This window comes from Nocardia sp. NPDC127579, from assembly GCF_042672005.1.
Lineage (GTDB): Bacteria > Actinomycetota > Actinomycetes > Mycobacteriales > Mycobacteriaceae > Nocardia.
In genome coordinates this window covers 420,932-444,088 of the sequence record NZ_JBHXVZ010000002.1, presented here as the reverse complement: position 1 = coordinate 444,088, position 23,157 = coordinate 420,932, and the positions used below count along the sequence as shown (strand labels likewise).

Below are 23,157 nucleotides of genomic sequence, written 5' to 3'. Positions count from 1 at the left end.
CGCCCCAACCCTTCGCAGGAGCAGATCTTGCCAGAGCTGGACACTCGGCCGGCCGATATCGCGATCGTCGGTATCGGAGCGCGCTTTCCGCACGCCGCCGACCTCGCGGAGTTCCGGCGGAATCTGGCGGAGGGGCGGAATTCGGTGGGTCCGATGCCGCCCGGGCGGATCGCGGCCACCGGACTGGATCCGGCGGTCACCTACTTGCCGATGGGGCATCTCAGCGATATCGAACAGTTCGACTATCGGTTCTTCGGACTGTCGCGCCGGGAGGCTTCGGTGATGGATCCGCAGCAGCGGCTCGCACTGCTGCTGGCGCAGCGGGCGATCGAGGACGGCGGATACACCAAAGCCGGTTTGGCGCAGGCGGTTACGGCGGTGGCGCTGAGCGCGGCACAATCCAGCTATCACTCGGTGGCGGTGGATCCCGGCCCGCTGAGCCTGCTCGGCAATGCCGCGTTCGCCGGGCCCGCCCGGGTCGCGCACCGATTCGGGTTCACCGGCGCGTGCTTCGGTGTGGACAGCGGCTGCAACAGCGCGCTGGTCGCCGTGCATCAGGCATGCCGTGAATTGGCCTCCGGGGACGCGGATTACGCGCTGGCGGGCGGCGTCGCGGTGCGCGTGCACGGCACACCCTCGTGGGGTGGCGGCGGATTCACCGAGATCATGTCGCCCTCCGGGATCTGCCGCCCGTTCGACGCCGACGCGGACGGCACCGTCAATGGTGAGGGCGGCGCGGTGCTGCTGCTGACGACCGTCGCGCGGGCGCAGGCCGACCGCGCGCCGATCTACGCGGTGATCCGGGGCAGCGCGACCCGGCACAATGGGGCCGCCGCCGCCACGATCAGCACGCCGAGCGCCGCCGGGCAGGCGGCCGTGATCGAAAATGCCTGGGCCAAAGCGGGACTCGATCCGACGGTCGCGGGATATCTGGAGACACACGGCTCCGGCACCCGGCTGGGTGACGCGGTAGAGCTGGAGGGAATCGGCGCGGTCTTCGCCCGGGGCGGGCAGCCGCTGCCGATCGGCTCGGTGAAATCCAATATCGGCCATCTCGATCACGCCTCGGCCATCGCCGGACTGGTCAAAGCCGTGCTGAGCGTGTCGACCGGCGAGCTGTACCCATCGCTGCACTTCACCAGGGCCACCGGCGGATTCGATCTCGCGGCCACCGGCCTCGAGATTCTGGACGCCGCCCGGCCGTGGACCGACCCGGTACGCGTCGCCGGCGTCAGTTCCTTCAGTCTCGGTGGCAGCATCGCGCACTGCGTGGTGGCCTCCCCCGCACCGATGCCCCCCGCTGCGGCGACGACCCGCCCACTGCTGATTCCCGTCTCCGCCCACAGCCCGCAGGCGCTGACCGCGTTGTGCACACGCCTTGCAAGCGCCCTGCGCGACAGCCCGGCGACGATCGACGCGGTCGCTGCCACACTCGCACTCGGACGCACCCACTACGAGTATCGCTTGGCTGTAACAGCGTCGGACACCACACAACTCGCCGACCTCCTGGAGAAGTCGGCCGCGGCCATACGCCAGGAACCGCCCAAGCCGCGAGTCGTCCTACTCCTGTCACCGAACGCGCTCCCGTTCGGCTCTGTTCCGGAATCCACACCGCCACGGGGATTTCCCGCAGCGACGGCCCCCGATTCCACAGCACAGAGTTCAGCATCGGATTCCACACCGCCCGCGCAGCTCCGCCCGGCACCCGGCCTCGGGTCCACACCGGAACACCCACTACCGCAGCAACTTCCGGCAACCGGTGAAACCGCGCGTGTGCTGAGCGCGCAGATCGCGCTGCATGGGAAACTGCGGGCGTGCGGCGTCGAGATCGCCGCCCTGCTCAGCGCGGGATCGTCGCGGTTCGCGGCGCGATATCTGCTCGGTTCACGGGATCAGGTCACCGCGTCGGAGATCGCGGACGCCGCGCCGACGATCGATGCCGACCGGCTGGTGGCCGCGGTGCAGGCGCTGATGGCGGATGGGCCGGTGGTGTTCGTCGAGCCCGGCCCGAGCGGGCGGCTCGGGGCGTTGCTCGCGGAGTCGGTGCCCGATGCCGAGATCATCACCGGTACCGATGATTCCGATGCGCTGCTGGCTCGGCTCTACGAGTACGGCGTCGATCTGAACTGGGCCGCGCTCGTGCCGGGTGACGCACAGCGAGTGCGGCTGCCAGGGCACCCCATGCAGGACGAGCGGTGCTGGGTCGACCTGCCCAAGGTCGAGCACGCGCCGACCCTGCGCCGCACCGAGCCCGTTCGCGATATCGCCGATCCGCGCCTGTGGCTGCGTGAAACGCTGGCCGAATTGCTCGGCGCGGACACCGTATTGGATGAGGACGCCGACTACTTCGCGCTCGGCGGCAATTCACTGATCGCCGTGCAGCTGGTCGACCGGGTCGAGGAAGCGTTCGGGTTCCGCCCGAAACTCCTCGACATCTACGAGCGGCCCGTACTCGCGGATTTCGCCGCGCTGCTGGACGTGCCGGTGGCGAAATCGGAACGGCGTGCATCTATTCCGGTGCTGTCGTCGCAGGACGAGCCGGTGATGTCCGCCGGTCAGGAACGCATGTGGTTCCACCATCAGCTCGACCCGGACACCACCCTCTACAACTACCCGGTGGTCCAGCTGTTGCGCGGCCCGATCGATCTCGACGCCCTGCACGGCACATTCGACGACCTGGTCCAGCGGCACGAGACCCTGCGCTACAACCTCGCCGAAGCCGATGGTGCGCCGGTGCTGCGGATCCGCGACCGCCTCGACGGCTACTTCCGCGTGGTCGATGTCTCGGGCGAACCCGACCCCACCGCCGCCGCGCGAGCGCTGGTGCACGCGGCCGCGCAGACGCCGTTCGATCTCGGCGCGGACCCGCTGCTGCGCGTGCTGGTGGTGACGCTGGAGCCCGAAGCCCATGTGCTGCAATTGGTTTGCCACCATGCGGTGACCGACGGCGCGACGCCGGTGATCCTGGCGCGGGAACTACCGGAACTGTACGCGGCCCGCGCGCAGGACCGCCCGCACCGGCTGGAGCCGCTGCCGGTGCGCTACCGCGACTACGCGGCCTGGCATCGCACCCTGCTGAAGAGTTCGGCGCTCGATCACGAACTCGACTATTGGCGCGCCGAATTGGCGGACGCGCCCGTGCTCGAGCTGCCGACCGACTATCCACGCCCGCCGCGCAAAACCTATGTCGGCGACCTGTACCCGTTCACCATTCCCGCCGAGCTGATCACCGAGCTACGCGCGGTGGCACACCGCGAATCGGTTTCCCTGTTCGTCGTGCTGCTCAGCGCGTTCTATCTGACGCTGGCGCGGCGCAGCGGCCAACGCGATATCGTCGTCGGCACGCCGACCACGGGCCGAGGCAGACGCGAATTCCAGGACCTGATCGGCTATTTCAACAGCACCGTCGCTCTGCGCACCGATTTCGGCGGCGATCGCACACTGCCGGAGCTGCTGGCCCGGGTGCGCGCCAAGGTGTTCGGCGCGCTCGAACATCAGGAGATTCCGTTCGACCGCGTGGTGCACGACCTGGTCGATCAGCGCGACCTGTCCCGCACACCCCTGTTCGACGTGCTCTACATCCACCAGATCACACCGCGCGTCGAACACGTGGATCGCGCGGGCGCGGAACTGTTCGACCTGGACCATTCGGCCGGCAACGAGTTCGGCGGACTCCCCACCGGCACAGCCAAATTCGATCTCACCCTGGTCACCTTCGAATACACCGACGAGGTGGCTCGCGATATCAGCGCCTGCGTCGAATTCAGCACCGAACTGTTCACCCGGGCCACCGTCGCCGCACTCACCGAGGACCTGCTGGACATCCTCACCACGCTCACCGCCCCCACACCCCCCACCCTCGACACACTGATCGCGGGAAACCTCGCCGCCCCGTTCCGCATACCCACCGACCACCCCCGCACCGACAACACCTTCTACCACCACGCCCACATCACCCACCCGATCCACCGGGGCGCCCTCCTCCACCCCGGCACATCCACTCCGGCGAGTCATCCGTCCGGTTCCACCCAACCGAACCGCCCCGGCACACCCCTGACGCTGGTCCCGCTCATCGGAACAGCCGCCGAACCCGGGCCTTCCGAGGCGCTTTCGGCCGAGATCCATAGCCCAGCCGAGGATCCGACGTTCGACACCGCCCTCTGGCGTGCGTACACCGTCCTACTGTCCTGGTATTCCGGCCAAGCGCACATCACCATCCGGCTTCCGAATTCCGTTGCGGGCCGGCCGCGGTACGGCACCCTCGCGCTCCCGTCCGACGCCACCTGGCGCACCGTGCCCGACCCGACGGTCACCGAATCCGGGGACTCTCCTGTGTATTTCCTCGGCGCGGCGACCGAGACCGTCCCGCCCACAACGGAACTCGCGCTTGCCTGGACCGCCGATCCACCCGAACTGCACCTCACCTACGCCGCGGACCTCTTCGACCGCGCCTCGGCCGCGGACCTGCTCACCGACCTGTCCCGCTTGCTGATCGCCGCCCGCGTCACCCCGGACGAGCCGGTGTTCGACACCGCGAGCGCGGACCACGAACCGGAGGTACTTCCATGACCGGCGAACACCATGTCGGCATTCTCGGCGCCGGTGTGATGGGCACGGGCATCACGCAGTGCATCGCCCAGGCCGGTATCCCGGTGACCATCGTGGACACCGACCGGGCCGCGCTCGAGCGCGCCCGGCGCGACCTGCGCTCGGCGTTGCGGTTGAGTGTGCTGCTGGGTCGTGGCCCGAAAGCGGCCGATGTCGCCGACATCGTCGCGCGGGTGCACTGGTCGGACCGGATCGAGGATCTCGGCGCGGTCAGCTTCGTCATCGAATCGGTCACCGAGCGCCTCGAACTCAAGCGCGCGCTGTTCGCCGAGCTGGACCGGGTGTGCGCGCCGGCCGCGGTCTTCGCGACCGGGACCTCCGCCATTCCGGTCGCCGATCTGGCCGCCCGGACCAGCCGTGGGGACCGTGTCCTCGGCCTGCATTTCATGAACCCGGCGCCGCTGACCGAGACAGTGGAGGTGATCACGTCCGCGCAGACCGCCCCGGCCGCGCTGAATCGGGCCTTGGCGCTGCTCGATGCCCTGGGCAAGAAGGGCATCGTGGTCGGTGACGGTCCCGGCTTCGTGATCAATCGGGTGCTCATGTTGAGCATCGCGGAGGCCGCCGCGATCACCGCGGACGGTACCGATGCCGCCACCATCGACGACCTGTTCGAGGGCTGCCTCGGCCACCGGATGGGCCCGCTGCGCACCGCCGATCTGATCGGCCTGGACAACGTGGCCGACACCCTGGTGGTGCTGCGCGAGACGACCGGCGACAGTCGCTATCGGGTGCCGGAGGCGTTGGCGGAGCTGGTGGCGGCCGGTCATCTGGGCCGCAAGACGGGCAGGGGTTTCCATGCGTATCCGTGAGGCGAGCGCGGGGCTGGAGCACACGGCCGGGCTGGGCCGGCTGGCCCGCCGCAGTGGTGGCGGCGCGGCGGCGGTCGTGCTGGCGGGGCTGGCGGTGTACACGGCTCGGCGGTCCGGGATCGCGGCGGTCACGGTGGCGCGGCGAATCGATGGAATTTCCACGGTGATTCACCTCGAGGTGCGCCCGGATCAGGACTTCCGGTCGATCACCACGCGGGTCGGAGGGCTGCTGCGGCAGGCTCGGCCCGGCACGCCGCCGGCGGGTACGCCGACCGCCGCGCAGGGTGCGGATGGCTGGCGAGTCGGCCTGCCGGAAGCCGAATTATCGGTCTTCACCGGATTTTTCGCCGAGCTGACGAGTAACCCCGATCGTGCGATCGGACGTTTCGATCTGACCTGCGATGCCGCCAGCAAGCAGATCTACCGGTCCGGGACCGTGCGGGCGCTCGACCCCGGGGCGACCACGCTGACCGGCTTCGATGCCGCCGTGCGGCGCGCGCCCGAGGCGATCGCGCTGACCTGCGGTGCCGAGTCCGTCAGCTACGGAGCGCTCGACGACCGCGTGCATCGGCTGGCCCACTGGCTGATCGGCCGCGGTGTCGGCCCGGACACGGTGGTCGGTGTGGCGATTCCGCGCTCGATCGAGGCGATCGTCGCGGTGTACGCGGTGCTGCGCGCCGGTGGCGCGTTTCTGCCGCTGGATCCCACGCATCCCGCCGAACGGCTCGAACGCATCCTGCGTATCGCACGACCGCTGCTCGTACTGTCCACGTGCGCTGTGGAATTCGAGCACGAGCTGGTTCGGCACCTCGAGCACGTGCCCATGGACCCGCCGTCCGCGGCGTACCGGCCGCCCCTCGTGCGCCGCGACCAGCTCGCCTACCTGATGTTCACCTCCGGCTCGACCGGCCTGCCCAAAGGCGTCGCGGTGCCGCACGCGGCCGTGGTGAACCACCTGCTCTGGATGACCGCCCATCTCGGACTCGACGCCACCGATACCGTCTTGCAGAAGACGCCGGTCACCTTCGACGTGTCGATCTGGGAACTGCTGTGGCCCTTGCATATCGGTGCGCGACTGGCGATCGCCGCGCCGGGCGCGGAGCACGATCCGGCCGAATTGTCCCGTGCGCTGGCCGATTACGCCGTCACCACGGTGCAGTTCGTGCCGTCCACGCTCACCGGGCAGCTCAATGTCGCACCCGACTTTCCCGGCTGCCTGCGCCGGGTCCTGCTGATCGGTGAAACGCTCACCCCCGCCCTCGCACAGCGCTTCGCGGCGGCGAGCCCGGCTCGACTGCACAATCTGTACGGACCGACCGAAGCGACCGGTGCGGCCACCGGCTACCCGGTCAGCACGGCCGACGCCGCCATCCCGATCGGCGGGCCCGCCTGGAACACCGGCGCGTACGTGCTGGACGCCTGCCTGCGCCCGGTACCGGACGACGCCTACGGCGAGCTCTATCTGTCCGGCATCCAGCTGGCGCGCGGCTATTTCGGTGATCCGGCGCGCACCGCCGACCGCTTCGTCGCGAGCCCGTTCGAGCCGGGGCGCCGACTGTATCGGACCGGCGATATCGTCCGCTGGAACGGCGCGAGCGGGCTGCTCGACTATCAGGGCCGGGCCGATCTCCAGGTCAAGCGACACGGCGTCCGGATCGAACTCGGTGAGATCGAGGCCGCGCTGGCCGCGTGCACGACGGTAGTGCAGGCCGCCGCGATCCTGCGCGCCGACGGGCGGCTGATCGGCTACGTGGTTCCGGTCGCTGCCGCGGTCTGCACCGAAGACCTACTGCTCGAACAACTTTCGTCGACCCTGCCGATCGCGATGATCCCCGACGAGATCCTGGTACTGGACAGCTTTCCGCGCAACCCGGCGGGCAAGCTGGACCGGGCGGCGCTGCCCGCCCCGGCGCTCCAGGCGGCGGCGTACCGCGCGCCGCGGACCGACACCGAGCAGGCATTGGCCGAGGTCTTCGCCCAGATCCTGGGCCGGGACCGGATCGGCGTCGACGAATCCTTCTTCACCCTCGGCGGTGACAGCGTGATGTCGATCCTGCTCGTGTCCCGGGCCAAGGCGCGCGGACTCCACTTCACCGCCCAGCAGGTATTCGAGGCGCGCACCGTCGCCGGTCTCGCCGCGATCGCCGGCACCGGTCCGGTCGCGCCGGATCTGCTCGCCGAGCTGCCAGGCGGCGGTGTCGGCGAAATACCGCTCACCCCAGCGATTCTGGCTCTACTCGAGCAGGCCGAAGCCGGTGCGGTCGCGATCGACCGCTACGCCCAGCATCTGGTGCTCGACCTGCCACCCGGCATTACCGAGGCCCAGCTCCGGACCGTTCTCGGAGCCGTCATCGCTCGGCACGACATGCTCCGCGCCCGCTTCTATCGCGACGCCAGCGGCCGGTGGCGGCTGTTCGCCGATCCGGTCGGTCCTGACCTGGATGCCGTCCTCACGCAGGCGGCGCAGCTGCCCGGCGCATCCCCGGCCCAGGCGGCCGCGACCATCGAGGCGGCGACCGAGGACGCGATCAGCCGCCTGGATCCGGCCGCAGGCCGAGTGCTGCACTGCGTCCAGGTGCGCCGCACGGGTCCGGCCGACCGGCTGATCGTGGTGGTGCACCACCTCGCCATCGACGGCGTGTCCTGGCGGATCCTGATTCCGGATCTGCTTACCGCGTGGGCCGGGGTCAGCGCCGGTGCGCAACCGGAACTCCCCGCCGGTGGCACATCCCTGCGCCGCTGGGCACACAGCCTGCGCGAGGCCGCACGGCAGCCCGACCGCATTGCCGAACTCGAACGCTGGCAGGCGTTGAGCGCGGACGTAGCGCCGCTGACGGACCGCCCCGTGGACCCGCGCATCGATACCGCCGCCACGCTCGAGCGCGTCGCGGTCGAACTGGACGCGGCGACCACCACGACCGTTCTGAGCACGCTGGCCGATCGGTACCGGACGGATGCCAATACCGTCCTGCTCACCGCCGTCGCGTTGGCCGTGGCCGTCTGGCGCGATCGGCGCGGAGTGGCGCAGGCGGCGACGACCGTCGAGTTGGAGAGCCACGGCCGCGACCCCGATCTCGCGCCCGGCGCGGACCTGTCGCACACCATCGGCTGGTTCACGGCGGCCTTCCCGGCCCGCCTGGACCTCGCCGACATCGATATCGACCATGCTTTCGCCGACGGCCCGGCTCTGGCGACGGCCTTGAAAACTGTGAAGGAGCAACTACTTTCGGTCCCCGGCTCCGGGATCGGCTACGGTCTGCTGCGCTACCTCAACCCTGAAACCGCCCGGCACCTGCCGGCCGAGACCGGTCACCTCTCGTTCACCTACCTGGGCACCGTCTCCGACACCACAGCCACCGGCGGTGCCTGGCTGCCCACCGACTTCGCGACACCGGGACCGTTGCGCGAACCGGTCGGTACCGAGGCCATCCGACAGCACGAAGCGGCGGCTCCAGGCGCTGCATTCGATGCCGCCGAGCCGCCGGCCGATTCGGCACTTGCCGACCACGAGCCGACATCTGCCGCAGCACAACGGAATTCAGGGCTTCCCGCCCGTAGTGCGATCTCCGTCGACGCGCTGGTCAGCGGCGGGCAGCTGCGGGCCGGCTTCACCTTCCCGCGGACGCTGTTGCGATCCGAGCAGGTCCGGGAGCTGGCCGACCTATGGGTGCGCGCGCTGACCGCCCTCGCGCGGCATGCCGGCGAACCGGGGTCGGGCGGGCGGACACCCTCGGATTTCGCTGTGCCGCTGCGGCAGCCGGAGATCGAGGCGTGGGAGCAGCGCTACCCCGGCTTGCAGGACATCTGGGGGCTGACGCCGATCCAGGCGAAGTTCGCCGAGCTCGCGCCGTCCGATCCCGGCGGGACCGAGGTGCACACCCTCCAGGTGATCCTCACCTGCACCGGCACACCCGATGTCGTCCGATTGCGGTCGGCCGCACAGCGGCTCGTCGACCGGCACGCCGCACTGCGGGCGGCATTCCGCCGCGACGGCGACGGCGCCTGGCGACAGCTCGTCACCGCCAGCGCACCGCTCTCGGTCCGGGAGGTCGATCTGCGCTCGAATCCGGACGGAGCCGGCGAGCTACTCACCGCCGAGCAGTTCCGACCGTTCGATCTCGCGGTGCCGCCACTATTGCGGCTGCTGCTGATCCGCACCGCCGATCACCGGTGGACGCTGGCACTGACCAATCATCGACTGCTGCTGGATGGGTGGTCCGCCCCGATTCTGCTGCGCGAACTGCTGGCCGGGTATGCGGCCGACGATCTCGGCGCCACCGAAATCGAGGACGGCTTCGGCACTTTCCTACGCTGGCGGGCCACGCGCGATCAGGCCGCCGCGGATGCCGCGTGGCATACCGCCCTGCACGATCTGGACGGCCCCACGCTGGTCGCCACGCCGGGGGCGGCACCTGCCGAACCCGTGCGCTCGGCCGCCGAACAGGTGGTGACCCTGAGCGCGGCCCAGACCCGGGGCCTGTCACGGCTGGCCACCGCGGCCGGTGTCACACTCAATACCGTCTTCCAGTACGTGTGGGCGCAGACACTCGCCGAGCTGACCGGACGCGACGACATCCTGTTCGGCACCGTGGTTTCCGGGCGTCCCCCGGCACTGGCCGGGATCGACGAGATGGTCGGATCGTTCATCAATACGGTCCCGGTGCGGGTGCGCCCGCAGCCGGGCGAGCTGGCCGATCGCCTGCGGGCGGTGCAGGCGGCACAGGCGGAGGTGCTCGAGCACCACCATCTCGGTCTCGCCGATATCGAGTCGGCCGCCCAGCGCCCGATCCGCGAATTCTTCGACACGCTCCTGGTTTTCGAGTCCTACCCGGCGCACGGCACGATGCTGCCGCTCACCCTCGGCGAGCTGACGCTGGCGGAGTTGGCCTCGCGGGAGATCACGCTGTTCCCGCTCACCGCGACCGTGTGGCCGCGTGCGGAGCTACGCATCGCACTGAACTGGCACCGGGATCTGATCGACGACGAACGCATGGCGCGCCTGGTCGGCCACCTCACCGGGCTGCTCGATGCCCTCTCGAACCGGAACGGACTGTGATGGACAACCCCGGCTGGCCGCTGACCGTCGCCCAACAGGAGATCTGGGCCTACACCACCCTGCACGGGACCGGCCGCCGCTACCTGATCAGCGGCTATGTCCACCTGCGCGGCCGGATCGACCGGGTGCGGTTCGAACAGGCATTGCGCAGTGTGACGGCGAGCAGCGAGACGCTGCGGGTCCGGCTGGACAACTCCGGGCCCGAACCGCGGCAGGTGGTCGAGGAATGCCGTGATTTTCCCTTGCACCAGGCAGATTTCAGCGGTGATCCCGATCCGCACGCGGCCGCGCTGGCATACCTGGAACCGGAATTCGCCCGGCCCTATGACCTCGCGGTCGCACCCCTGTTCGATCACTACCTGCTCGATCTCGGCGCGGCCGGATACCTGTGGGGTATCAAGGCGCACCATCTGATCTTCGACGGCGGTACCTCGCTCGCCCTGATCCGCAAGGTCGCGCAGGTCTACACCGGCCTGCTCGAGGGCGGCGCGGCTCCGGACGAAATCGCCGATCCGATCGCCGATTTCGTCCGGGCCGACCAGCGCTATCGCGCCTCGCGCCGCTTCGCCGACGACCGCGCGTTCTGGGCCGAACGCCTCGCCGGTCTGCCGGACGCGCCGATGTTCGCCCATCCGCCGGTACCGCCCGGCGGCGCGGGCGCGGTCCGCCACAGTGCGCGCCCGGATGCCGCGGCGTGGCGTGAATTCGAGCGCACGGCACAAGCATTCGATGTCGACTGGCCCGCCTTGCTGGCCGCGACCATCGCGGTCGAACTGCACGCCGATTCCGGCGCCCGCACGGTGGTACTCGGTGTCTCGGTGCCCGCCAAACGGTCCTGGCGGGCGCTCGGGATGACCTCGAACGTGGTGGGCTTGCGCTTGAGCGTCGATCCCGCCACCACGATCGGCGACCTGGCCCGGCAGGCGCAATCGGAGTTCCGGAAGCTGCTGCGGCACCAGCACTATCGCCGTTTCGACCTGCTCGCCGACGGCACCTCCCCCGGCGGCGAGCACCGGATCACCGGCCCGCTGCTCAATATCCTGCCGATTCCGCCGGAGCTCGCCTTCGGCTCCGTGCCCGCCACACTGACTCCGGTATCGACCGGCGGCACCGAAACCTTCGGGATCGGCGTGTACGCCGACGGCGGCCCGCCCCGGATCGATCTCGACACCTCGGCCGATCGCTGTACCCCGGAAGCGCTGTCCAGCTTGCACTCCCGGCTGCTGGCCGCGGCCGGCGAGGTGTCGGCGGCCACCGATTCGACGCCGATCGCTCGGCTGACCCGGCATCCGGCGGTTACCGGCCGAGCACCCTACGACGACCCCGAGCAGCGCACGAATCGCGGTGTGGCGCAGGCATTCGCCGAGATCGTCCGGGCCTGCCCCGACCGCGACGCCCTCTGGTACGAGGGCACGCACCTCAGCTATCGCGAACTCGACACCCGGGCCGAGGATTTCGCGGACCACCTGGCGCACCGGCACGCGGTGCGGCTCGGCACCCCGGTGGCGGTACGGCTGCCGCGCTCACCCGAAATGGTCATCACCCTGCTCGCGCTCATGAAACTGGGTGCGATCTGCGTGCCACTGCACGAGCAGGATCCGCCGGAGCGCGTCGACTGGATGATGCGCCACACCGGAACCGACCTGCTGCTCGACGACATCGAGACGATTCGGTCGGTGGCTCCCGGCCAGCGGCGGTCCGGGATCCCGCGGGACGCTGTACCGGCGGAGGCGGTGGCGTGGCTGATGTTCACCTCGGGCTCGACCGGGGCGCCGAAGGGCGTGCAGGTCACGCATCGGGCCGTGATCACGCGGGCGATCGATACGATCGCGGCCGGGCCGAAGTATCGGCGGATGCTGATGCACTCACCGTATGCCTGGGACATGGTGGTGTGGGAATTGTGGATGCCGCTGTTGCAAGGGCATACCGTGGTGCTCGCCGCGCCGCCGCGGCTCAGCGCCGCGGATTTCAGCAACGTGCTGGCGGCGGGTGAGGTGACCGCCATGCTGTGCCCGGCGGGCCTGTTCCAGGTGCTGGTCGAGGACATTCCGGAGAGCCTGGCCGCGCTGGAGACCATTTCCAGCGCGGGCGATGTGCTGGCGCCGGATACCGTGCGCGCGCTGCGGGCGCTCGCGCCGGACTGCGAGGTCGTCAATATCTACGGTCCGGTCGAGGCGACGGCCTACGCCACCTCCTATCGGATTCCGCCGGGCCCGATCGCCGGGGCGTTCCCGGTCGGGCGCGCCGTCGACCACACCCGGGTGCTGGTGCTGGACGCGCTGCTGCGGCCCGTCCCGCCGGGCATGGTCGGCGGAATCCATCTGGCCGGAGCGGGTTTGGCGCAGGGCTATCTCGATCTCCCGGGTCGCACCGCGAGCTGGTTCACCGCCGACCCGTTCGGTGCGCCGGGCTCGCGGATGTACCGCACCGGCGACTACGGCAGCTGGGGCGCCGACGGTGAGCTCCGATTCCTGGGCCGCGGCGACCGGCAGGTCAAGGTGAACGGAATCCGGGTCGAACCGGGCGAGATCGAGCACGCGCTGCGCGCCCAGCCCGGCATCAGCGCCGCCGTGGTCACCGCGCACCAGATGGCCGCGGGCAAGACGCTGCTCGCCCATATCGTCGCCGACCACGAGATCGACACCGCCGCACTGCGTGAGCGACTGACCACCCGGCTGCCCAGCTACCTGCTGCCCGCCGTCATCGTCCAGATTCCCGAGTTGCCGCTGACGGTCAACGGCAAGATCGACCGCAAGGCGCTGACCCTGCCCGCGGCCGCCGCCGTCCGCCCGCCGCGCACCCCGCGCCAGCAGGTGCTGGCGGCGCTGTTCGCCGACGCGGTCGGCGCGCCCCGGGTCGGCCTGGACGACGACTTCTTCGGATTGGGCGGGAACTCCCTGGCCGCGATCCGTTTGGCGGCGGCCGCTACCCGCGCGCTCGACCGCCCGGTCACCCTGCGGGATCTGCTCGACGCACCGACCGTCGCCCTGCTCGATCACCTTCTGTCCGACCGCGCCGCGGGCTCGGCCCCGGCACCGGCACCGCGCGGCGACGGCCCGATCCCGCTCAGCCCGATCCAGCAGCGGCTGTGGACGGTCAATTATCTGGGCGAGGGCAGCGCCGACTACCTCATGCCGACGGCCGTCGACCTGCACGGCCCGCTGGACCCGGCCGCGCTCCGCACCGCCGTCGCCGACATCGTGCGCAGGCACGAGATTCTGCGCACCATCCTGCCGTTCACCCCGCAGGGCCCGGCGCAGCGGATCCAGGACTTCCGGCCCGAGGACATCGACTATCTCGAAATATCGGCGCGCCCAGCCGATCTGGACCGGATGCTGGCGGCGGAGACAGCCCGCGGCTTCCGGCTGATGAACGAGATGCCCTGGCGGGTCCGGCTTTTCCGCATCGCGCCGGAGCACCACGTGCTACTCGTGATCCTGCACCACTGCGCCGGTGACGCCGAATCGCTGAGTACCCTGCTGGCCGAACTCCAGTTCGCCTACCTCGCCCGGGCCGCGCACCACGAACCCGACTGGGCCACAGCGGCTTTCCAGTACGCCGACTACGCGCTCCGATTCCGCGACGGCACCGCGGCGGCCGAGTACTGGCGGCGGAACCTGGCCGGTCTCCCCCTGGAACCCCCACTTCCGGTGGACAATCCGCGCACCGGCCCCGCCCCGGCGGCCATCCTGTCCTGCGATATCGACGCCGTGACCCACTCCGACATGCTCGCCACCGCCCGGCGCTGCGGCGCGACCACCTACGCCGTCCTGCACGCCGCGCTGGTCCGCGCGCTCGCCGCGCACGCGAGCGGTCCGGACCTGGTGATCGGCACCGCCCTGAGCGGGCGCGACCGCACCGAACTCGACACCATGCTCGGCTGCGCCGTCGACATCGCCCTGATCCGCACCGATGCGCGAACGGCCACGCACCGGAATCTGATCCGCGGGATCCGCGATCGAATCCTGGAAGCCTACGAACACCGCGAGTACCCCTACGAGGAGCTGATCCCGCCCGGCGCGGTCGCGCTTCCGCAGATCGTCACCACCTTCTTCCGCGATATCGGCACCGCGGGCAGCGCCGGTGACCTGAGCTTCGAGGTACGTGAGCTGCCCGCCCAGCGCGCGGAATTCGAGCTGCTGGTCCAGGCCCGGGAGTGTCTCGGCCCGGCCGGACGGCCCGAGGGCATACGCGTCGAATTCCGTTACGCGGCAACGCTCTGGACGCCGGAGACGATGGCGGAGCTGGCCGCGAACCTGCACGCGGCCCTCACGGCGATCTGCGCGGACCCGGAGGCCACCGCCCCGGGCCTAGGCGCGCAGGGCCGCGCCGAGAGCGGGGTTCAGCGCTAGCGACAGCGTCAGCAGCGATTCGACCAGCAGATCGACCAGTTGCTCCCGGGTGATCGTCTCGGCCCGCAGCCAGCTGAGCGTGATCTCCTCGACGAAGGCGATCCAGCCACGCACCGCGAGCACCAGCCGGGGCCGGTCGTCGTCCTGTGCCGGGATCGGCATCTGGGCCAGGATCATCTCCACGATCGCCAGCCTGGTCTGATCCACCAGCTGCATCAGGTCGGGGCTGGCGCTGGCGGGGCCGCGCAGCAGCGCCAGATAGGACTGGCGGTTCTCGCTGACGTAGTCGATGTAGCGCTCGATCGAGTCCCGGAGCTGATCGAAGAGTTCCAATGAGTCGTCGGGCCGGACCCGGTGCAGCAGTTGGGCATTCGCGTGCGCGACGACCGCGAGCTGGAAGTCCTGCATGGTCGGGAAGTAGTGGAACAGCAGGCCGCGCGAGATCCCGGCCTGCTCGGCGATATCGCTGACCGAGATCTCCTCCAGCGCTCGCTCGCCCAGCAGCCGGACGCCCAGGGTGATCAGCTGCTGCCGGCGCTCGTCCGGACTCAGCCGGATCCGCTTGGTCTCCCCGTTCGCTTTAGCCACATCCACCACCCTACTGAACGCCGGTCAGTAACCTGTTGACTCGTGCTCAATAAGACCGTACGCTCAATTACATGAGTCGCAAGGTTACAGACAAAGCTGTCGGCAACCGCCCCGCCCGCCACGTCAAGACGATCATCATCGGCAGTGGTTTCGCGGGGCTCGGACTGGCCATCCGGCTGAGCCAGCAGGGCCGCACCGACTATCTGGTCCTGGAGCGCGGCAGCGATGTCGGCGGCACCTGGCGAGACAACACCTACCCGGGCGCCGCCTGCGACGTGCCGTCGCACCTGTACTCCTACTCCTTCGCGCTCAACCCGAACTGGACGCGCTCGTTCTCCAAGCAGGGCGAGATCCAGCGCTACATCCGCGGCGTCGCCGAGCGCTACAACGTGCTGGACAACCACCTGTTCGACTGCGATGTCACCAGCGCCCGCTGGAACAACGACACCTCGCAGTGGGAGATCGAATCCAGTAAGGGCCGGTTCACCGCCGACACCGTCGTCTCCGCCGTCGGCGCGCTCTGCGAGCCCGCACTGCCCGACATCAAGGGCATCAACGAGTTCGAAGGCGAGATCTTCCACTCCGCCCGCTGGAACCACGACGCCGACCTCAGCGGCAAGCGCGTCGCCATCATCGGCACCGGCGCCTCGGCCATCCAGATCGTGCCCGCCATCGCGGACAAGGTCGGCCACCTCGACGTCTACCAGCGCACCGCGCCCTGGCTACTGCCCCGTATGGACCGCCCGTACCTGGCGCCGGAACGCTTCGCGTTCAAGCACATTCCCGGCGTACAGCGCCTGTCCCGCGCCGCCATCTACGCCGCCCGCGAAACCCAGGTCGTCGGCCTGGCCAAGCTCCCGGCCATCATGCAGGGCTTCGAACTACTGGCCAAGGCCAAGCTGCAGCTCGAGATCCGCGATCCGGAGCTGCGCAAGAAGGTCACCCCGAACTTCCGGATCGGCTGCAAGCGCATGCTGATCTCCAACGAGTACTACCCGGCCCTGAGCCGCGACAATGTCGACGTGGTCACCGAAGGCATCAAGGAGGTCCGGGCCGGCTCGATCGTCACCCAGGACGGCACCGAGCGCGAGATCGACGCCCTGATCGTGGCGACCGGCTTCCACGTCACCGACTCGCCCATCTTCGAGACCATCGCGGGCAAGGACGGCCGCACGCTCTCGGAGGTGTTCGACGAGATCGGCCAGCAGGGCTACAAGGGCTCGGCCATCGCCAACTTCCCGAACATGTTCTTCCTGCTCGGCCCGAACGTCGGCCTGGGCCACACCTCGATGGTGTTCATGATCGAATCGCAGATCAACTACATCGCCGACGCGCTGTCCACCGTGGACCGGCTCGGCCTGCGCACCGTCGAGGTGCGCCGCGAGGTGCAGGACACCTACAACCGCGAGCTCCAGCGCAAGCTGTCCAAGAGCGTGTGGAACACCGGCGGCTGCGCCAGCTGGTACCTCGACAAACACGGCAACAATACGACTTTGTGGCCGGACTTCACCTTCGAATTCCGTAGGCTCACCAAGAAGTTCGACGTATCCGCATACGAGACGACGTCGTCGGCAGGCGACCGGAAAGTGGTGGCATAAACCGTGGGCAACGATGCTTACTTCAAGGGCAAGGTCTGTGTGATCACCGGCGCCGGGTCCGGAATCGGCCGCGCCCTGGCGGAGAACCTGGCCAAGCGCGGCGCCGAACTGGCGCTGTCCGATATCGACACCGAAGGGCTCGCCGAAACCGTGCGACGCTGCGAAGCCCTTGGCGCACGGGTGAAATCGGATCGGCTCAATGTGGCCGAGCGCGAAGCGGTACTGCTCTACGCCGATGCCGTGAAGGCGCATTTCGGTGTGGTGCACCAGATCTACAACAACGCGGGTATCGCCTACCACGGTGATGTGATCAAGTCCGAGTTCAAGGACATCGAACGCATCATGGACGTGGACTTCTGGGGTGTCGTCAACGGCACCAAGGCATTCCTGCCCATGCTGATGGAATCCGGCGCAGGTCACGTCATCAATGTCTCCAGCCTGTTCGGCCTGATCGCGGTGCCCGGCCAGAGCGCCTACAACTCGGCGAAGTTCGCGGTCCGCGGATTCACCGAATCGCTGCGCCAGGAGATGATCGGCGGCAAGCACCCGGTCGAGGTCACCTGCGTGCATCCCGGCGGTATCAAGACCGCGGTGGCGCGCAACGCCACCTACTCGGAGTCGATCGACGGCAAGAAGGCCGCCGCCATGTTCGACGCCAAACTGGCCATCCACACCCCGGAAATGGCCGCGCAGACCATTACCGAGGGCGTGCGCAAGAAGCAGGGCCGGGTGCTGATCGGCTGGGAAGCCAAGCTGCTCGACGCCTTCGTCCGCGTCACCGCCTCCGGATACCAGCGGATCGCCGCCGTGGTGAACCGCTCCTTCATGCCCTGAGGAATCCCTTGCGCGACATCGCCATTCCGCTGCCGATAGCCAGAGCCGTACTCGGCCGGATGTTTCCGGTCATGCTCAACGCCCGACTGTCGTTCCCCGTCCAGCGCAAGCTGATGGATCTGGGCGCCACCATGCAGTGGCTGCCCGACGACACCGAGTTGCGGCGGCTCCGGCTGGGCGGGCGCACCGCCGAAAAGCTCACCGCCCGAGGCAGTTCCGGTACCGGAGCGGTGCTGTACCTGCACGGCGGCGGCTACGCGGTCGGCTCGCTGGTCACCCACCGCTCGCTGGCCGCCCGGCTGGCGCACGAGACCGGCTGCGCCGTCTACCTGCTCGACTACCGGCTGGCGCCGGAACACCCGTTTCCGGCGGGGCTCGACGACGCCGTCGCGGCCTTCCGTCAGCTGGTCGAGGATCTGGGCCACCCCGCCGAGCGGATCGCCCTCGCGGGCGACTCCGCCGGCGGCGGCCTGAGCCTGGCCACCGCGCAGCGGCTGATCGCCGAGCACGGCCTGACCCCGGCCGCGCTCGGGTTGATCGCGCCCTGGACCGACCCCAACGTGGTCCCCGAACGCGAGCGCGACCTGGTGATCAACCGGCCGTGGTCACGCGCCTGCGCCGCCGCCTACCTGGGCGACGGCGACCGCGACGACCCCGGCTACGCGCCGCTGCGCGGCGAGCTGACCGGGCTGCCGCCCACCTACGTCCAGGTCGACGTGAGTGAGCTGCTGCACCCGCAGTGCACGGAGTTGGTCACGGCACTGCGCGCCGCCGGTGTGCATGTCCGGTTCACCGAGAGCCAGGGGCTCTGGCATGTCGCGCAGGCGCAGGCGGCGTTCGTGGCGGCCGCCGCGGCGGCAGTCAAGGAACTGGGCGAATTTCTGAAAGAAGCTGTACAGCCAGTATCGACACCCGACCTAGGATGAATTCGATCCAGGGGTTCACGGCCCGTCAGCGGCGCGTGGGAGACAATTCCGGTGGTCGATATGACTACCGGCCGTTAGGTGTCGTAGATTACTGGCGAGTAAACCACGTGGAAGGGCACTGATGCGCGAGTTCGAAGTTCCGGCTTCTTACACAATCCCGGCGGGCGCGAACAATTCCGACAACGTCTTCCGGCATGCCGAACAGTCGCCCGACGCGGTTCTGTTCAACGTGTCCAACGGAAACGGCGGCTTCACCGATGTGACCGCGGCGGAATTCGCCAAGGCCGTCACCGGCGTCGCCAAGGGCATCATCGCCTCCGGCATCGGCTTCGGCGACCGGGTCGCCATCATGGCCGCCACCCGCTACGAGTGGGCGCTCATCGACTTCGCGATCTGGGCCGCCGGCGGCTGCACCGTCGCGATCTACGACAGCTCCGCCGCCGAGCAGGCCAAATGGATCCTGCAGGACTCGGCCACCAAGCTGCTCATCGTCGAGAACGACAAGCACCGCGCCACCATCGCCGAGATCGAGCCCGGCACACTGCCCGAGCTGGCCGAGACCCTCCAGATCGACCAGGGCGCGGTCGACCAGCTGATCGAGCGCGGCGCGCACCTGGACGACAGCGTCGTCCACGAGCGTCGCAAGCAGGTCGGCGCCGAATCGCCCGCCACCCTGATCTACACCTCGGGCACCACCGGCCGCCCCAAGGGCGTCGTGCTCACCCACGCCAACCTCTACGGTCAGTCCAAGTCCGACCGCCTGGCTTTGCGCAAGTACATCGTCGAGGGCAAGAAGACCCTGATGTTCCTGCCGATGGCGCACGTGTTCGCCCGCGCGGTGAACCTGGCCGCCTTCGACGCCAAGGTCATCGTCACCTACACCTCCGACTGGTCCACCCTGGTCGACCAGTTCGGCAGCTACCGCCCGCACTTCATCCTGGCGGTGCCGCGCGTCTTCGAGAAGGTGTTCAACGGCGCCAAGCAGAAGGCGCACGACGGCGGCACGAGCAAGGGCAAGATCTTCGACGCCGCCGCCGAGACCGCCATCGCCTACAGCGAAGCGCTGGACAACGGCGGCGCGGGCCTGGTGCTCAAGCTCAAGCACGCGCTGTTCGACAAGCTGGTCTACAGCAAGCTGCGGGTCGCCCTGGGCGGTCAGTGTGAGGCCGCCGTGTCCGGCGGCGGGCCGCTGGGCGCGCGCCTGGGCCACTTCTTCCGTGGCGTCGGCGTCACCATCTACGAGGGCTACGGCCTGACCGAGACCACCGCCGCGGTCACCGTGAACACCCCCGAGAGCATCCGGGTCGGCTCCGTCGGCAAGCCCACCGAAGGCCATGCGGTCAAGATCGCCGACGACGGCGAACTGCTGCTGCGCGGCTTCTCGGTATTCGGCGGCTACTGGCACAACGAGGAGGCGACCGCCGACGCGTTCGCCGACGGCTGGTTCAAGACCGGCGACCTCGGCGCCATCGACGGCGACGGCTACGTCACCATCACCGGCCGCAAGAAGGAAATCATCGTCACCGCGGGCGGCAAGAACGTCTCCCCCGCCGTGCTCGAGGACTCGCTGCGCGCACACCCGCTGATCAGCCAGGTCATGGTGGTCGGCGACGGTCAGCCGTTCATCGGCGCGCTGATCACCCTGGATCCGGAAGCCCTGCCCGGGTGGAAGGAGCGCAACGGCCTGGCCGCCGACACGCCGATCGAGCAGCTGATCGCCAACGCGACCCTGGTCGCCGAGGTGGAGGCCGCCGTCGCGGAGACCAACAAGAAGGTCTCCAAGGCCGAGGGCATCAAGAAGATCCGCATCCTCACGGTCGACTGGACCCAGGAGACCGGTGAGCTCACCCCGAAGATGTCGCTCAAGCGCAATGTGGTGATGAAGCAGTACGCCGCGGATGTGGACGCCATCTACAGCTGAGTTCGAACCCGCAAAGCGCCGCTCGCGAAACACCTTCGCGAGCGGCGCTTTTGCGTGGGCCGGGCGGCAGCTCGGCTGTGCTCGGACAGGCGCGGCAGTAGGCTCGGGCTCATGGCTGAGCTGCGAATCCGGGTGGTGGCGGGCATCCTGGCCGCCGGGCTTGCGCTCGGCGTGGCCGAACTGGTCGCGGCGTTCGCGGGCGCGACCACCGCACCGCTGGTCGCGCTCGGGTCGACCGTCATCGATCGCACGCCGGATGACTTGCGGGAGTGGGCGATCCAGACCTTCGGCACCAACGACAAAGCCGTGCTCTATCTGTGCATGAGCCTGGTGGCGGCGATCGTGGCCGGTATCGCGGGCGCGATCGAACGCGGCGACCGTGCGGCGGGATCGCTCCTGCTCGCGGTGGTCGGCCTGCTCGCCGCCGGTATCGCGGTGGGCCGCACCGGCCTCGCGGGTGCGCTGCCGACCGCGCTCGGTGTCGCCACCGGTATCTACGCGCTGCGGGTACTGACCGCGATGATCGACGATGTGGCCAGCGCGCGAGCCCGTGGCAGGACGACCGATGAGGCAACCCCGGCGACGGTGGACCAGAGCGCGGCTACCAGTGGTCGGGCGACATGGGTGGGCGACCCGACCGGCCGAAGCGGCAGCGTGGCAGCGCGGGCTGCGGGCCCGCTCGTTACGGCTGCGGCGACTGAGCGGCGAACTCTCTTGCGGGGCTTGGCGATTACCGGTGGGCTGGCCATCGTCGCCGGAGTGGGCGGGCGGTTGCTCGGTGTGCGACGCGGGGATGTGTCGGCGGAGCGGGCAGCGGTCGAGCTGCCGCAGCCGAGCGGGCCACCGGTTTCGCTCGCACCGGAAGCAGATCTGCGGATTCCGGGCCTGACGCCCTATCTGACCTCCAACGCGGACTTCTACCGGATCGATACCGCACTGATCGTTCCGCAGGTGTCGATCGAGGACTGGTCGCTTCGGATCCACGGGATGGTGGAGCGTGAAATCCGGCTCAGCTGGGCCGATCTCGCGCGGCGCGGCGCGGTGGAGCGGTTGGTCACCCTGGCGTGCGTCTCGAATCCGGTGGGCGGCGACCTGATCGGCAACGCGCTGTGGCGCGGGTACCGGCTCGACGAATTGCTCGCCGAGGCCGGGCCACATCCCGACGCCGATATGGTGCTGTCCACCTCGCAGGACGGATGGACCTGCGGCACACCGCTGTCCACGCTCACCGACGGGCGCGACGCGCTGCTCGCCGTCGGCATGAACGGGGAACCGCTGCCGGTCGAGCACGGCTACCCGGTGCGATTGGTCGTGCCCGGGCTGTACGGCTATGTGTCGGCCACCAAGTGGGTCGTCGACCTCGAGGTCACCCGCTTCGACCGTGCCACCGCCTATTGGACCGACCGCGGCTGGTCCGCGCGGGGGCCGATCAAAACCGCCTCCCGGATCGACACTCCCCGCGCCCGCGCCCGCCTCACCGCGGGCCGCGTCCCGATCGCGGGCGTCGCCTGGGCCCAGCATCGCGGCATCACCGCCGTCGAGGTCCAAATCGACGGCGGCCCATGGCAACCCGCCCGCCTATCGGCCGACCAGTCCATCGACACCTGGCGCCAATGGGTCTACGACTGGGACGCCACACCCGGCCCGCACACCCCGCGCGCCCGCGCCATCGACGCCACCGGCCAACCCCAGATCGCCGAATTCCAGGACGTCGTCCCCGACGGCGCCACCGGCCTCCCCTCGGTCACCGTCCAGGTGAGCTGACTTGACGGTAGTATCGGTCCAGGTCAACGGCGTCGAACGGGATGACTGTAGCCAATTCCAAGGAGTCCGAGTGTCCGCAATCTTCGATTGGGCAAGATCAGAGAACCTGCAACCCGAGCCCATCACACTCGACATCTGGCGCGACCTACCCGAAGACTTCTGCCGCCAGGTCGAGGTGGTGAACGGTGAGGCGATTCGCGCCGAATCCGCGACCAGGCCCCATCAGAAGGCCGCACGCCGGCTCGCCAACTTGCTCGAGGCCGCAGCCGAAACGCACATGCGGCAGCATCAGGATGGCTGCCTCGACGTGGATACCGACTTCGATGTCCTGCTCTGGGAGCTGCCGCGAGTCAGCATCCGCCGTCCGGACGTCGCCCTGTTCGACTGCGCCCCCGAAGACCTGCGCCCACTGCCCGCATCGATGATCAAGCTGACGGTGGAGATCGTGTCGCCCGGTAGCGAGAAGACCGACACCGCGGTGAAGAAGGCCGAATACGCCATGGCGGGGATTCCGTGGTACTGGATCGTCTGGGTGTCGGACAACCGGGTCACCTCGATCGAAACCTACGTCCTGGATCACGTACTCGGCCAGTATCGGTCACACGTCGTCTTCGAACCCGCGGATACGGAGAGCGTGGTGGAGCTTCCGGTGCGGATGCGTATCGACTGGAGTCGTCTCGCGAATCTGGTGCGCTGAC

The 23,157-nt window shown here is 69.2% G+C and carries 11 protein-coding genes; 10 read left to right on the top strand and 1 reads right to left on the bottom strand.

Annotated elements, in window-relative coordinates; genetic code table 11:
* The first annotated feature begins 27 nt into the window (after window positions 1-27).
* Genes ACFVMC_RS09605 through ACFVMC_RS09590 form a run of 4 tightly spaced genes read left to right on the top strand, consistent with a single transcriptional unit; the run spans window position 28 to window position 14,828 of the window.
* Window positions 28-4,569 carry a condensation domain-containing protein gene (locus tag ACFVMC_RS09605; RefSeq protein WP_379208565.1) on the top strand — a complete coding sequence of 1,514 codons (4,542 nt, stop codon included), beginning with the start codon at window positions 28-30 and terminating at the stop codon, window positions 4,567-4,569.
* On the top strand, window positions 4,566-5,420 hold the full coding sequence (locus tag ACFVMC_RS09600; protein WP_379208564.1) for a 3-hydroxyacyl-CoA dehydrogenase family protein: 855 nt from the start codon (window positions 4,566-4,568) through the stop codon (window positions 5,418-5,420). Before ACFVMC_RS09605 ends, ACFVMC_RS09600 begins: the two co-directional genes overlap by 4 nt.
* On the top strand, window positions 5,407-10,476 hold the full coding sequence (locus ACFVMC_RS09595; RefSeq protein ID WP_379208562.1) for an amino acid adenylation domain-containing protein: 5,070 nt from the start codon (window positions 5,407-5,409) through the stop codon (window positions 10,474-10,476). The genes ACFVMC_RS09600 and ACFVMC_RS09595 overlap by 14 nt, the downstream gene beginning before the upstream one ends.
* On the top strand, window positions 10,476-14,828 hold the full coding sequence (locus ACFVMC_RS09590; protein WP_379209491.1) for an amino acid adenylation domain-containing protein: 4,353 nt from the start codon (window positions 10,476-10,478) through the stop codon (window positions 14,826-14,828). Before ACFVMC_RS09595 ends, ACFVMC_RS09590 begins: the two co-directional genes overlap by 1 nt.
* Here ACFVMC_RS09590 and ACFVMC_RS09585 read toward each other — a convergent pair.
* Window positions 14,787-15,416, bottom strand: a complete 630-nt coding sequence (locus ACFVMC_RS09585) for a TetR/AcrR family transcriptional regulator (protein ID WP_379208560.1) — start codon at window positions 15,414-15,416, stop codon at window positions 14,787-14,789. The two genes, ACFVMC_RS09590 and ACFVMC_RS09585, sit on opposite strands and share 42 nt — an antisense overlap.
* A gap of 71 nt (window positions 15,417-15,487) precedes the next feature.
* Here ACFVMC_RS09585 and ACFVMC_RS09580 point away from each other — a divergent pair, with 71 nt between their 5' ends.
* The 6 genes from ACFVMC_RS09580 to ACFVMC_RS09555 all read left to right on the top strand — a co-directional run bounded on the left by ACFVMC_RS09580 (window position 15,488) and on the right by ACFVMC_RS09555 (window position 23,156).
* Window positions 15,488-17,014, top strand: coding sequence for a flavin-containing monooxygenase (locus tag ACFVMC_RS09580; RefSeq protein ID WP_379208558.1), 1,527 nt, complete (start codon window positions 15,488-15,490; stop codon window positions 17,012-17,014).
* Between the two features lie 3 nt (window positions 17,015-17,017).
* Window positions 17,018-17,848 carry an SDR family NAD(P)-dependent oxidoreductase gene (locus ACFVMC_RS09575; RefSeq protein ID WP_379208556.1) on the top strand — a complete coding sequence of 277 codons (831 nt, stop codon included), beginning with the start codon at window positions 17,018-17,020 and terminating at the stop codon, window positions 17,846-17,848.
* Window positions 17,849-17,856: 8 nt separating this feature from the next.
* Window positions 17,857-18,774, top strand: a complete 918-nt coding sequence (locus ACFVMC_RS09570; RefSeq protein WP_379208555.1) for an alpha/beta hydrolase — start codon at window positions 17,857-17,859, stop codon at window positions 18,772-18,774.
* Between the two features lie 121 nt (window positions 18,775-18,895).
* Entirely contained in the window at window positions 18,896-20,695 is a 1,800-nt protein-coding gene (locus tag ACFVMC_RS09565; protein WP_379208553.1) for an AMP-dependent synthetase/ligase, read from the top strand.
* Window positions 20,696-20,806: 111 nt separating this feature from the next.
* On the top strand, window positions 20,807-22,459 hold the full coding sequence (locus ACFVMC_RS09560; protein ID WP_379208551.1) for a molybdopterin-dependent oxidoreductase: 1,653 nt from the start codon (window positions 20,807-20,809) through the stop codon (window positions 22,457-22,459).
* Window positions 22,460-22,529: 70 nt separating this feature from the next.
* Window positions 22,530-23,156, top strand: coding sequence for a Uma2 family endonuclease (locus tag ACFVMC_RS09555; protein WP_379208549.1), 627 nt, complete (start codon window positions 22,530-22,532; stop codon window positions 23,154-23,156).
* The last annotated feature ends 1 nt before the right edge of the window (window position 23,157 follow it).

Coding starts and splice junctions, on each gene's coding strand:
- ACFVMC_RS09595 (WP_379208562.1), top strand. CDS start 5,407: ATGCGTATCCGTGAGGCGAGCGCGGGGCTGGAGCACACGGCCGGGCTG.
- ACFVMC_RS09600 (WP_379208564.1), top strand. CDS start 4,566: ATGACCGGCGAACACCATGTCGGCATTCTCGGCGCCGGTGTGATGGGC.
- ACFVMC_RS09590 (WP_379209491.1), top strand. CDS start 10,476: ATGGACAACCCCGGCTGGCCGCTGACCGTCGCCCAACAGGAGATCTGG.
- ACFVMC_RS09580 (WP_379208558.1), top strand. CDS start 15,488: ATGAGTCGCAAGGTTACAGACAAAGCTGTCGGCAACCGCCCCGCCCGC.
- ACFVMC_RS09565 (WP_379208553.1), top strand. CDS start 18,896: ATGCGCGAGTTCGAAGTTCCGGCTTCTTACACAATCCCGGCGGGCGCG.
- ACFVMC_RS09560 (WP_379208551.1), top strand. CDS start 20,807: ATGGCTGAGCTGCGAATCCGGGTGGTGGCGGGCATCCTGGCCGCCGGG.